The organism is Prevotella sp. tf2-5 (assembly GCF_900115435.1).
In the GTDB taxonomy this organism is placed as follows: Bacteria; Bacteroidota; Bacteroidia; order Bacteroidales; family Bacteroidaceae; genus Prevotella.
On record NZ_FOWK01000004.1, the window covers coordinates 112434 to 126575 of the forward strand.

The 14142-nt window shown below is 46.9% G+C and carries 9 protein-coding genes; 3 read left to right on the top strand and 6 right to left on the bottom strand.

The window, feature by feature from the left end; translation table 11 throughout:
- The first annotated feature begins 15 nt into the window (after positions 1-15).
- From BM257_RS05735 to BM257_RS05745, 3 genes are read left to right on the top strand one after another with little or no spacing between them, the layout of a single operon-like run.
- Positions 16-2067 carry a DUF5686 family protein gene (locus BM257_RS05735; protein WP_143096769.1) on the top strand — a complete coding sequence of 684 codons (2052 nt, stop codon included), beginning with the start codon at positions 16-18 and terminating at the stop codon, positions 2065-2067.
- Between the two features lie 2 nt (positions 2068-2069).
- The gene (locus BM257_RS05740) at positions 2070-5297 is read left to right on the top strand and encodes a UvrD-helicase domain-containing protein (protein ID WP_092069572.1); all 3228 of its coding nucleotides are present in this window, start codon (positions 2070-2072) and stop codon (positions 5295-5297) included.
- Entirely contained in the window at positions 5294-8071 is a 2778-nt protein-coding gene (locus BM257_RS05745) for a PD-(D/E)XK nuclease family protein (protein ID WP_092069575.1), read from the top strand. Before BM257_RS05740 ends, BM257_RS05745 begins: the two co-directional genes overlap by 4 nt.
- 1 nt (position 8072) lies before the next feature.
- Here BM257_RS05745 and BM257_RS05750 read toward each other — a convergent pair whose 3' ends face one another.
- From BM257_RS05750 to BM257_RS05775, 6 genes are all read right to left on the bottom strand, one after another.
- Positions 8073-9251 (bottom strand): MFS transporter, encoded by a 1179-nt coding sequence (locus BM257_RS05750; protein WP_092069578.1) that lies wholly within the window; start codon positions 9249-9251, stop codon positions 8073-8075.
- A gap of 10 nt (positions 9252-9261) precedes the next feature.
- The gene (gene panB, locus BM257_RS05755) at positions 9262-10083 is read right to left on the bottom strand and encodes a 3-methyl-2-oxobutanoate hydroxymethyltransferase (RefSeq protein ID WP_092069580.1); all 822 of its coding nucleotides are present in this window, start codon (positions 10081-10083) and stop codon (positions 9262-9264) included.
- Between the two features lie 13 nt (positions 10084-10096).
- Complete coding sequence (locus BM257_RS05760) at positions 10097-10732, bottom strand: HAD family hydrolase (RefSeq protein WP_092069583.1); 636 nt, start codon at positions 10730-10732, stop codon at positions 10097-10099.
- Positions 10733-10866: 134 nt separating this feature from the next.
- A complete protein-coding gene (locus BM257_RS05765; RefSeq protein ID WP_092069586.1) occupies positions 10867-11787 on the bottom strand; it encodes a DMT family transporter in 921 nt (306 codons plus the stop codon).
- Positions 11784-12527: a tRNA pseudouridine(38-40) synthase TruA gene (gene truA / locus BM257_RS05770; RefSeq protein WP_092069589.1), complete on the bottom strand. Its 744-nt coding sequence runs from the start codon at positions 12525-12527 to the stop codon at positions 11784-11786. Before truA ends, BM257_RS05765 begins: the two co-directional genes overlap by 4 nt.
- 22 nt (positions 12528-12549) lie before the next feature.
- Positions 12550-14127: an OmpP1/FadL family transporter gene (locus BM257_RS05775; protein ID WP_092069592.1), complete on the bottom strand. Its 1578-nt coding sequence runs from the start codon at positions 14125-14127 to the stop codon at positions 12550-12552.
- Positions 14128-14142 lie beyond the last annotated feature (15 nt).

The following is a 14142-nucleotide window of genomic DNA, read 5'->3' on the forward strand; positions in this document are numbered from 1 at the left end:
TCGTAATTTTGGAGTGTGAATAGAAAGATATACCTTCTAACGATGATGGCAGGCATGTTGATATTCATGCCTGCCATTTGTTTTGCCAAAGTGCGGAATGACTCCACCATCCTTGAGAAGATGTGGAGTTACAGGCGTAATTATGCCCATTACACTAGTAGTGGGGGTACAAACACATATATGCGATACACGCTGAATACCGAGCGTCGTAATTTCACGATGTTCCTGGTACCGACATTATATTCCTTCGCCAAAGGAGAACGCCTGTATATCTCCGAGATCTATGGTAAGATGGAGTCAAATGGAGCTCATTCTTTTAATACCAAGCCGCAGGTCATCAGTAGTACGATACCCCATGAGAGACAGATCAGTACGGTTTTCACTGACTTCCTGACACCGAACATCTATGACATGACCATCTACGAGGAGAAAATCCTGTCACCGTTTTATCGCAAAAACCGCAGGTATTATCGGTATGAGATCAATAATTCGGACGCGAACCTGGTACATGTCGCCTTCCGACCCAAGTTAAAGAACACCCAGCTGGTGAAAGGATATGCCTTAGTGAACGCCAATACGGGACGTGTCGTATATACCATGTATGACGGTGAGTTTGACATGTTGAAATTCCATGTCGATGCCGTTTACAACAATGACGGGCAAAACACCGTCATCCCCCAGAGGTGTGTCTCAGACTTGAATTTCAAATTCGCCGGAAACCGTATCTCTTCCCATTTCCTGGCAACCTACAACACCCCCACAACACTGCCCGACTCCTTGAATGAAGTCAATGACCGTCAGATGATGGACTCTTTGCGAACCTTCCAGTTGAATGACGAGGAGAAGAGCATCTACCAGAAATATGATGAGGATCGGGAGCGAGACCTTGAAGAAGCAAAGAAAGCCAAGGAGCAAGAAGACTCCCTTCATCCCAAGAAACGAAGTGTCGGTGATGTGCTATGGAATATCGGAGACCACCTGGTAACCAGTTCTCATGCGGATGCTATGGGAGCGGATTTCAGTCTCTCACCCATCATCAATCCGCAGTATATCAGCTATAGTCGCAGCCGGGGCTTGTCCTATAAGATCCAAGTGGGTGCCAGGTATAACTGGAACAAGAAACGCTATCTCACCATTCAGCCACAGATTGGCTATAACTTCAAGATCAAGCAGTTCTTCCATTATACTCCCATCCGTATGACGTATAACCCCAAGCGTAACGGATATGCTGAGATCATCGTCGCTAACGGTAACCGTATCTCCAACAACAGTGTCAAGCTGGCTATCGAGAACCTGAACCCGGGAGTGGAGAATGACGAAGAGTTCAAGAATAAGGATCTGGAGTATTTCACAGATAACTACATCCAAGCCGTCAATAACGTGGCAGCCTTCGACTGGTTGGAGATCAAGGCTGGTATAGTGTACCACATCCGCAGGGCAGACAATGAGTCTGGAATGATCGAATATGACCAGCCTACCGTCTACCGAAGCTTTGCGCCCTTGTTGACCCTTCATGTGTCACCTTGGAGAAAAGGTCCCTATTTCACGTTGAATTACGAGTGTGGTATTAAAGGTGTCTTCGCCTCCACACTTAGTTATGAGCGTTATGAGTTTGACGCCAGTCATCAGTTCAAACTAGACCCTTTGCGCCGGATCAACTTAAAAAGCGGATTCGGTATGTACACCAATAACAAGACCACCTACTTCCTCGACTATGCTAATTTCCGTGACGAGAACCTTCCTGGTGGCTGGGAGGACGATTGGACCGGTAACTTCCAGTTGGTGAACAGCGAATGGTATAACACCTCAAAATATTATTTCAGGTTCAATACCTCCTATGAGTCTCCCCTACTCGTCTTCTCCTTCCTTCCTATCATCGGCAAATTCATCGAGCGGGAAACCATCTATTTAAGTTTCCTCTCCATCCAACATACGCGACCTTATGCGGAAATAGGCTATGGTATCACGAACCGCTTCGTCTCTATCGGTGCCTTTGCCAGTTTCCTTAATGCCAGTTTCAAGGATTTCGGACTCAAATTCACCTTTGAGCTGTTTAGAAAGTGGTAGACATGCGTAAACCGTTAGTCGTTTATAAGGCAAGTGCAGGAAGCGGAAAGACATTCACTCTTGCCACAGAGTATATCAAGCTCCTGGTGCTGAACCCCCAGAACTATCGCACCATCCTTGCCGTCACCTTCACCAACAAAGCGACGGAAGAGATGAAGATGCGTATCTTGAGCCAGTTGTATGGTATCTGGAAGGAGCTTCCTGACTCAGACAACTATACACAGAAGGTACAACAAGAGACGAGTCTCCCTATCCATACCATCCGGGAACGAGCAGGAGAGGCGCTTCATCTCCTCTTGCATCATTATAACAGTTTCCGGGTACAGACCATCGACGCCTTCTTCCAGAGTGTGCTCCGGAACCTCGCCCATGAGCTGGAACTGACGGCAAACCTCCGTGTGGGACTGAGTGGTGACCAGGTGGAGGAAATGGCTGTCGACCAACTCATCGACAACCTCAAACATACCGACCTCATCCTGCAATGGCTGCTCCGCTATATCATGGACAGTCTTATGGAAGATAAGAGCTGGAGTAACAATGATGAGAAGAAGACCAGTTTCATCCGTGAGATCAAACACTTTGGAAAGACGATCTTCCGTGACTATTATAAGGAGCATCGCCAGGAACTGAATGAGAAGATGACGGAAGAGGGTTTCTTTGAGGAATATACCAAGACGCTCCGACAGATCCGTGACGATGCCAAGGAGCGGATGATTACCATTGCCGCCACCTTCTTCGATACCTTGGAACAGGAGAACCTGACTGTTTCGGATCTCAAGAATGGAAGCCGGGGGGTCTCCGGATACTTCCTCAAACTCCGAAACGAGCAGTTTGACCCTTCTGTCCTCAACAAAACAGCCGCGAAAGCGATGGAGGAACCAAAGGATTGGTATAAAAAAGACCATCCACGGGCGGAGGATCTCCATTGTCTTGCTGATCAGGTACTGATACCCCTGCTGCGTTATGCGGAAAAAGAACGGGAACAGCAATGGCGGCTCTATCAGTCGGCAAAACTAACACTCAGTCACCTGAACAACCTGCGCCTGTTGAGTAGTATCGAACAGAAAGTCAAGGACATCAATGATGACGCTAATGTTTTTCTGCTGGGTAACACCCAACACCTGTTACATGCTTTGATCCAAGACAGTGACGCTCCTTTTATCTTTGAGAAGATCGGTGCCCAGCTCCATCATGTGATGATTGACGAGTTCCAGGATACCAGTACTGTCCAATGGCAGAATTTCAAAGTGCTGATGCAGGAGTGTATGAGTCATGTGGGGTCTGAGAACCTGATTGTCGGTGATGTCAAACAAAGTGTCTACCGTTGGCGTTCTGGTGACTGGCGACTGCTGAACAATATCGACCAGCAGTTCGACAAAGAGATGATGGAGGTGAAACCCTTGCAGACGAACTATCGCTCTGAGCGGAATATCATCTTGTTCAATAATGCCTTCTTTCGTGTTGCCGCCCAACAAGAACAGGATGCGTTAAGCGAACAGCATCCTACAGGTGCCCAACAGTTGAGGAATGCCTATGCGGATGTCTGCCAAGAGATTCCTGAGCATCGCAAGCCACAAGGATATGTGGACATCCGGCTGTTACCTGCCGAAGACTATCGTGAACGTACCTTAGAGCAATTAAAGGATACTATTGAAGAGTTGCTGGCACAAGGGGTCTCTCCCAACCAGATCGCCATCCTTGTCAGGACCAATGATATCATCACCCTCATCGCCAACTATTTCGCGGAACAGATGCCAGAGGTGACCATCGTCAGTGACGAGGCTTTCCGTTTAGACGCTTCTGTCTCCGTACGTCTGTTGATAGACGCCCTGCGTCTGCTCACCCACCCCTCCGACGCACTGACAAAAGCACATATCATCAAATCCTATCACCGGGAGGTGTTAGGCGAGCAAGTCAATGATGCCGCCCTCCTGTTGAAGAATATGGATGCCGACAGTTTGTTGCCAGAGGCATACATCAGTCATTTCGACGAACTCTTGATGCTACCGCTTTACGAACTGGTGGAGACACTCTATCAGATCTTTGGGTTACAACGACTGAAAGACCAAAGTGCCTATCTCTGTGCTTTCTACGATTACCTCCTCCAGTTCTCTGTCGACAACAGTACTGGTATTGACACTTTCATTGAGACATGGGAACAGGAGCTTCACAAAAAGACGATACAGAGTGATGAGCTTCATGGTATCCGTATCCTGACGATTCATAAGAGTAAAGGACTGGAATACGATCATGTGCTGTTACCTTTCTGCGACTGGCAGTTGGAACGTGGTGAGACCATCTGGTGCGAGCCTCAGGTGGCTCCTTTCAATGAGCTCCCTGTTGCTCCCGTCGACTATGGGGAGAAGAAAATGGTGGGTACGATCTATGAGGGAGACTATCTCAACGAGCATTTGCAGTTGACGGTCGACAACCTGAACCTGTTGTATGTGGCATTCACCCGTGCTTGTAAGAGTCTCTACGTCATCGGCAAGCGAAAAGCGAAACTGAGTCGCTCGTCTCTGATAGAGCATGTGCTCCCGGAACTGTCTCTTGACGGAACGGTCTTGAATGGCATCGAGGATGAGAAGGATGATATCGTCTTCTCGTTCGGGACACGTTGTACGGAAGAGCAACAAGAGAAAAAGACGTCTGACAATGTCTTTTTGAAATCCTCCGAGCCACTCTCCGTGGAGATGAATGTCTTTGGTCATAAGACGGAGTTCCGACAGAGTAACAAAAGTCGTGAGTTCATACAAACAGATGAGGAAGAGTCTACCCAACAAAGTTATATAAAGACAGGTAGTATCCTACATCATGTCTTCTCCCGTATCCGTACGACGGAAGATGTGGAGACTGCCTTGCAAGAACTGCAGCAGGAAGGTGTCCTCTATGATGAGGAGATGACTGTGGCAAAGGTGTCCTCCCTCCTTCGCAAGCGCTTGGAGAACCCTCGTGTCCGTGAGTGGTTCTCAGACAAATGGACATTGTATAACGAGTGTACCATCTTATATAAAGACGCTGACGGACATGTCTGCGAGCGTCGCCCAGACAGGGTCATGACGGACGGACATCGCATGATTGTCGTTGATTTCAAGTTCGGTCATCCACGTCCAGAATACCAGGAGCAAGTAAAGGAGTACATGCAGCTACTTCAACCGATGGGCTACCAACAGGTGGAAGGATATCTGTGGTATGTGTATTCGAACAAGATAGAGGAGGTTAAGCTATGAAGAGTTTCTTAGAATATGTTGCTGAGGATATCATCAAGAAATACGGACATGACCTGTCACGTACAGCAATTGTCTTTCCCAACAAGCGTGCCTCATTGTTCCTGAACGAGCACCTTGCCCGGCTGACCGACCATCCGATATGGAGCCCGTCTTATATTACCATCAGTGACTTGTTCCGGCAACAAAGTTCATTACAAGTGGCGGATCCTATCAAACTGGTATGTGACCTCCATCAGTCGTTTGTGACCTGTACGGGAATAGACGAGACGCTGGATCATTTCTATGGATGGGGACAACTGCTCCTGTCTGATTTCGATGATATCGACAAGAACATGGCGGATGCCGACCGGGTATTTGCTAACCTCCGTGACATCCATGAGTTGGATGATGTCAGTTATCTCACGGACGAGCAACGTGCCATTATCCAACAGTTCTTCAGTAACTTCTCCGAAGACCATAATAGTGCGTTGAAAGAACGCTTCCTGAAGCTATGGAGTCATTTCGCCGATATCTACCACAACTTCAACCATCGTCTTACAGCACAGGATTTAGCCTATGAGGGTGCCCTCTACCGTCATGTCGTAGAAAAGCTACATGCCACCAGTTGTACATTGGATAGTCGCTATGACCGTTACCTCTTCGTGGGTTTCAATCTCTTACATCAGGTGGAGAAACAGTTGTTCAAGCAACTGAGAAAGGAAGGGAAGGCTTTCTTCTACTGGGACTTCGACCATTATTACATGCAGCAAGAGGCAGGCTTTTACCTCTCACAGTATCTGGAGGTCTTTCCCAATGAACTCGACAATGACGACGCGACTCTCTACCAACAGTTCCAGCAGCCAAAGACCATCACTTATATAGCGGCACCGACAGAGAATATACAAGCTCGTTATATGAGTACGTGGCTGAAAGAGCACCAACGTTATGCGGATGGCAAACGGACAGCTATCCTCTTGTGCGACGAACAGTTACTGCCCGTCGTCATCCATTGTATCCCTGAGGAAGTCGACAAGGTAAATGTCACCTCCGGCTACCCACTGATACAGACTCCCGCCGCATCGTTTATCAACTTGTTGATGAACCTCCAGATTGGTGGTTACCGACCTCGACTAATGAACGCTATCCGTCGTCATCCTTATTATAAATACTTGACGGACGACCTGTTGAAGAGTTGTGAGGCAGATAGTTTGTTCCAGACAGAGGCTATCCTGCTTTGGATAGCACGTTTGCTGAGACATGTGGCACAACAGGCTCAACAAGATGACGCCACAGAACAACAGGTTTCCTTACGTGACGAGGCACTCTTCCGTAGCTATACACTCATCAACCGTCTTGCCGGTCTGGTAGGTAGTGGTGACCTGAGTGTAGACCTTACCACCCTGCAGCGACTGACACACCAGCTGATACAGTCAACATCCATCCCCTTCCATGGTGAACCAGCTGAAGGTATTCAGATCATGGGAATCCTGGAGTCACGTAACCTGGACTTCGACCATGTCCTGCTGCTCTCTTGTAATGAAGGCAATATGCCCAAGGGAGTCAACGACAGCTCGTTTATCCCACATAGTCTGCGAAAAGCCTATGAGTTGACGACAATTGACCACAAGACATCTATCTATGCCTATTATTTCCATCGTCTACTGCAACGGGCATCAGACATCACCCTCGTCTATAACAATGCGACAGACGAGGGACATACGGGTGAGATGAGCCGTTTCATGCTCCAGCTATTGGTAGAGAGTGGGCACCCCATCCGTCAGTATACGCTGAAGGCAGGACAACAGATCGTCTCAAGGAAGGCTGAACCTGTAGAGAAGACTCCACAGGTGATGGAGTTATTGAAGGAGCGTTTTGCCAAACAACCTAATACACACCACGCCTTGTTGACACCAACGGCGATCAACACCTACCGTCGTTGTCCGTTGAGCTTTTTCTATCGTTATGTGAGTGGTCTCAAAGAGGCTGATGAAGATGAACTGCAGATTGATGACCGCTTGTTTGGTATTGTCTTCCATGCGGCAGCACAATATCTCTACGAACAACTGATGCAACAAAGTCATCATATCGAGAAAGGTCAGTTGCAACAACTCCTACAGTCGAAGGTGGCGATAGAAATGGCTGTCGACAAAGCTTTCCGTGAGCAACTACCTGATAAGAAGGAGTATAGTGGACTACAACTTATCAACAGGGAGGTGATTATCCATTATGTGCGACAGCTGTTGCAGATAGACCTCCAACTGGCTCCTTTCACCATTCATGCGTTAGAATACGAAGTGGTTCATGACTGGACGATTCATCAAGGAGACACCTCCTTCACTACGACGATTGGTGGCAGCATCGACCGACTGGATGCTGTAACGACAGACCAACAGGAACGTATCCGTGTGATTGACTATAAGACGGGAGGGGGTAAAATGAATGCTCTGCCTGATGTCGAGAGTATCTTTGAGACGAACGACTCACATAATGGTTATTATCTCCAGACCTTTTTATATAGTAGTATTGTACGACAAGACCAGAAGCTCAACACGGAACAACTGCCTGTCAGTCCTGCATTGCTTTTTATCCAGCATTCAGCGGCAGAAGACTATGACCCTACCCTCTTTTTTGGAAAAGAGAGGATTATAGACGTCCAGCCTTTCATCGTCCCCTTTACAGAAAGACTACAGAAGTGTATTGATGAGATATTCAATGCTGAGGTACCTTTCCTGCCTGTGGAAGATCAGAAGACCTGCCGGAACTGTCCCTATGCGCAATTATGCGGAAGAGGATGAATCAACGGTTCTTATGCTTCAAGAACCAGTTATGTGTCAGTCTGTTATACATCAACAGAGCGATAGCTGTCAATGCCAGCGCAACGGTATTCGTCTGTTGTGGTATGACGTCTGCAAGAATATAGGTCAGACCGACTCCTAATGCCAGTCCTGTCTCCCACGATAGCATGAACGAGCTCTGTGAGGTTCCACGCTGACAGTGACGACTAAGCTTAACGAAGAACAGCAAGAAACGAGTTCCTGTGATTCCTATTGCCATACCTATAAATGTAGAGGCGATATAGGTGGCGACCTGCGTATGCTGGGTCATCATGATAAGCAGGGCTGCCGATAAGAGGATCAGTCCTGTCACCACCTCACTCTTCAGTTCTGCATCCCGGAACATAAAACGCTGTGCCAGGAGGGCTAAGAGGAAACCTGTCATCATCATACAGAATTCCTCGATGGAATTCATCTGTCCGATACACATTCCCAAGGCTATGGTGATTAGCAACATGTTCAGGAACAACACTCCACCATTGTTTAACAAAAAACGGTCGAGACTAAACACACGTACACGGTCTTCGGGGGCACGGAAAGGAAATACCACCATTCTGATAAGTAACAGGGAGACGAGCGACAATCCCATAGAGACCATGATGACAATGTCAAAGCCACATAACTGATGGAGCAGTAAACCTGTCAACGGACCTAACGACAGGGCAAAACGCCCAAACCAAGAGGCACTGTGATTTGCCTCCGTACGCTGGAAGGACTCACAGGTGTCAATAATCAAAGTACTTGCCAGCACCATTTGTGCCAGTCCGAACATAGCACCCAGTCCAAAACGTTGTAACAGGATAATCCCATAGTCTGCGAACTCACCCTTCAAAGTGTCTAAATACCAGAGTAGCCCCTCACAGGCTGTCAATAAGACAATAGACCACAGGCAAACTTTGTTACGACGGTAATGCTGAACCAGATACGACACGAAGGGACCTAACAGGTATAAACCCAAAGCGAAGACACCCATTGAGACTCCCGTTTCCATCATAGTGAGGTTTTCCTCACGCATCAACCATAAGGGTAATACGGGAATCAACATATATACTGACATCGACAGGAACAGATTGGCAATCGCCAACTGCCAAAACTCACGATGCCAGAGCTTGACGTGTACTGGTGTGTTTTGACTATTCAATACTTAAAGATTAATATGATTCACTTTCGTTGGGGAAGTCTCCACTTTTGACATCCGACACATAATTACCAATAGCATCTGTCATCACGGTATTCAGGTCAGCATAACGACGCAGGAAACGGGGTGAGAAGCCATTGGTCATACCTAACATATCTGCAATGACAAGGATCTGTCCATCAGTACCGTTACCGGCACCGATACCAATGGTCGGAACACTAATCTCCTTGGTAACCTCTGCGGCAAGCTTAGCAGGTACTTTCTCCAAAGTAACAGCAAAACAACCAATCTCTGAAAGCAGTTTTGCATCCGACATCAACTTGTCTGCTTCCTCTTGTTCCTTGGCACGAACAGCATAGGTACCAAACTTGTTGATACTCTGGGGAGTTAGTCCTAAGTGCGCCATCACTGGGATACCTGCGTCCAATATACGCTTGACTGTATCGGCTATCTCCGCACCACCTTCCAGTTTCAGGGCATCACAACCACTCTCCTTCATAATACGGATAGCGTTGCTCACACCCTCTGCGGCATTCACTTGATAAGAGCCGAAAGGCATGTCACAAACGACCAAGGCACGGTTAACAGCACGAACCACTGAGCGAGCATGATAGATCATCTGGTCTACTGTCATCGGCAGTGTTGTATGATTACCTGCCATCACGTTAGAGGCAGAGTCACCAATCAATATACCATCGATGCCGGCACGGTCAACGATACCTGCCGTTGTGAAATCATAAGAGGTCAACATGGAGATTTTCTCTCCTTTTTGCTTCATCTCAATAAACCGATGCGTAGTCACTTTGCGTGAGTCACTGACTAAATATCCAGCCATTATTCTTTTCTTTTTAATTATTTAGATATTCTGATAATTCAAGATAATCATTTATTACTTGATCGCACAGCGGAGTAATTTCCTCAGCGGGATTCGTAGTAGCGAGTCCAATTACTGTCATTCCCGCAGCTCTTCCCGATTTAAGTCCGTTGAAAGAGTCCTCAAAGACTATACATTCATTGGGCATAGCACCGAAACGGGCAGCAGCTTTTAGATAACAGTCAGGATGAGGCTTAGAGTATTCGAAGTCCTCAGAGGTCAGGATAGCATCAAACAAGTCCTTGAATTCAGGATGCTGACGATACACACTCTCCATTTTCTGTTGGTTGGAACTGGTCACTACTGCTGTCTTCACATTTTGTTCTCGCAAATCAGAGATAAACTTCTCGAAGCCTTTCACATACTGATAGTCCATCTGTGCCTCGTAAGCATTCAGACGATCTGTCAGCAACGGACGAATCTCCTTCAGATTGCCATTAAACCACGCGTCGTAAATCTGGTCAAGGGTCTGTCCTTTTATCTCGTGTTCCAATCCTGGATGCTCAGGATGAAACTCCCTGCACTGGGCTCCCCAAAACACGGTATACTGTGGTTCTGTGTCGAACACCACGCCATCCAAATCAAACAATGCAGCTTTTACCTTATTCATTTCGGGGTGCAAAATTACGAATAAGTGAGAAGAAAACCAAATTTTATTTGAGTTTTCTCGAACGTGAGTAATTTCGACCATAGGTCAAAATTAGTGCAAATCGAGAAGAAAACCAAATTTTATTTGAGTATTTTCTATTCCGATCCAATAAACAGGAACAGCAGTCCCAACAACATCAATGCCAGATCGAGTGCCTTGGCACGCAGATTCTTCTCATGAAACAGCATGACACCGAACATGAAACTGACAATCACACTACCTCGTCTCACCATTGATACGACACTTATCATCGCATCGGGGATGGACAGCGAATAGAAATACATGAAGTCGGCAGCCGACAAGAAGACGCTGACACCAATGATTGACCACGACCAGTGGAAGGGCGTTGTCGAGTGGTGCTTAGGCAACCACATGACAACCAACAGAAAAGCCATCATGAAACACTGGTATATCGTGAACCACGACTGCACCATCATGCGGTCAAGTCCCACACCGCCCTGACCTACCGGAGCCATCAGGAACTTGTCGTACAGTCCGCTGACAGCTCCTAATATAGCAGCACCAATAGTCATATATATCCATTTGTCGTGCCGAAAGTCAATACCCTCCTTCTTTCCGCTCTTTCTTAACAGGAAATATGAAAGGATCGCCATCAAGACACCTGCCCATTGCCAACCGTTCAAACGTTCCCCGAAAACCAGCAGGGCACCCACCAGCACCATCACTGGCCTGGTGGCATTGATGGGTCCAACGATAGTCAACGGAAGGTTTTTCATGGCGAAATAACCAAGGATCCAACTCGACAACACCAGTATAGCCTTCAGCACAATGTATTTATGCATCTCCCATCCACCACTGCCAACATGGAATATACTGTCATCAAGCATAGTCGTTGCTCCGCTAAGCAAAATCAATGGCAGGAAGATTAATGAAGAGAAAAAAGTGTTGAAGAAAAGTACAGGAATCACTGCATTGTCTTTCAATGCCACCTTCTTCAACGTATCATAGCAGCCCAGTAATGCTGCCGAAATAAATGCTAATATTAACCACGTCATCTCGTTATATCGTTATATCGAACCTCCTCCAAACACAATGCCTTTGCCGGCATCGACTCACCTGCCTGGGTACGGCGTCCTCCTTTGATCACCTCACGGAACTCGTCAAGCGTCATACGATGACGCCCTACCTCTATCAATGTACCCACCACAGCACGTACCATATTACGCAGAAAGCGATTAGCGGTAATCTCAAAATACCACACATCATTGGCTGTCTGATGCCATTGCGCCGCATAGATATGGCAGATTGTCGTCTTCACATCACTACCTGCCTTACAAAATGCCCCGAAGTCATCATATTCCATTAATATCCGTGCCGCCTCATTCATCATCGGGAAATCGAGCACATAGTGTAACTCTAAAGAAAAATGACGCAAAAACGGATTCTTCTTGGTGTGAATATAATAATGATAGGTACGTGCAGACGCAGAAAAACGGGCATGCAAATCATCTGCTACCCGTTCCACTCTGTCGACACTGATATCCGCAGGCAAGACCCCGTTCAGTTTCTTCGTCAACACTTTGGCGTCAAAAGATACTTCAGTGTCGAAATGTGCCGCCATTTGACGGGCATGCACCCCGGCATCCGTCCTTCCAGCTCCCGTCACACTGATGTCCTCTCGTAGCAGAAGTGACAAGGCACGGTGCAGTTCTTCCTGCACCGTGTCCCCGTTAGGTTGTAACTGCCACCCGTGGTAGTTTGTCCCGTCGTAACTGAACCAGATGAAATATCTCATAAGGAGGTGAACATCTGTCTCTTTAGAATGAATACGTCAAGGAGCACTGGATTTGGTGACGGTTGTCTTTGACGCTAACAGCAGAACAGCCGTTTGTCTCCGTGAAAGTTCCGATTACAGCATCATTCTCATCATAGATTTCACCACTGGCAGTCAGTGAAGGCATGAAAGGATAGAAGTTGCCTTTACGCATGCTGTACTGATAAGCAAGGTCGAGACGGAACTTATCGAAAGAGAAGCCTACACCTGCTGTGATGCGATGCGTGTCTTTCCAGTTGACAAAATGCGTAGTTGACGCATAATAGACACCAGGTGACAATAATGTCTGGTCGCGAACACCGTTCTCTTGATACATTGGAGACACATAGTTGTAACCCAGACGGACAGCGATATTCTTGTCAATCTTGTATTCTCCACCCAGCTTCAGGGTAGAAACACCCTTCAGTGTCTTCTCTGTGTGACGCTTCATTACATTGTCACTGGAACTGCTCTCACTATAAGTATCACTCCAGTAATCGTAATAGCCGCCATCAATGGTTCGCATGTCACAGGCTCCATAGTCGGCATACTCATAGACGGCACCCAGTGCGAGATAGTCGCCAACAGTATGTCCAAGGCTCAAACCAAACTTCCAAGGAGTATTGAAACGGAAGTCTTCCTTAGCGGCAGAGTGATCTCCTTTTAACACATTATCGGAAGTAGAATATGTAAATTCCGTGTAGTTCTCTGTTGTCAGACGATAGAAAGTAGGAGAAGCCACAGAAACACCAATGCGGAAGGGAGACTCCTCGATAGGACGGACAATCAGACCAGCCTTGATGTTATAACCATGACCACTGATCTTATGATTGTCAGCTACCAGAACGTCATCATAAGTATTACTGTTCAGTATTTCATAATACTCACTATAGTTCTTATAATTGACGGAATGTACACCGATGGTCAGACCCAGATACAGGCGGTTCTTGATATTACCACTGATATTGAAGTCAAACTCGCCGATATATCCTGTATTCGCACGCTGGAACGTATATGCCTCACCATCATAACTGTACATGGTCTTCTCTACGTCGTCATATAACATATTACCAAAATAAAGGTCGTCAAGTTGTGACCATGCATAAGTATCAAACAGACCTGCAATATCCTTAATAATTGTCTGACGATTCTGCGACGATCCATTAAGACCTGCTTCTGCTGCTAACACATGGTTAAAATTACGATTCTTATGGTAATTAAAACCAAAATTCAGATAACCTGTCTTGCCAGTACGACTGCTGAAAACGACACCGATCTGGTCGAATGACACATGGGTCTTACTTCCGTCTTGGAAGCTCTTTCCATCCTCCTGCATATTAACACCCAGTGTAACGGAGACTTGTCCCTTGCGGAATAAGCCAATACCCGCAGGGTTGGAACCCATCGTGGAAATTTCAGCACCCAGGGCATCCATCGCTCCACCCATACCCACATAACGTGCTGTACCATTCAGATCCTCTGTGGCAAGAGCAGCACCTACATAGGTGTCCTGTGTGGCTGGCTGGGCCTGCAGTTGCATAGCGACCGTCGCCATTGCTACAAAAAAATATATCTTCTTCATATCTTTAAACTTTAA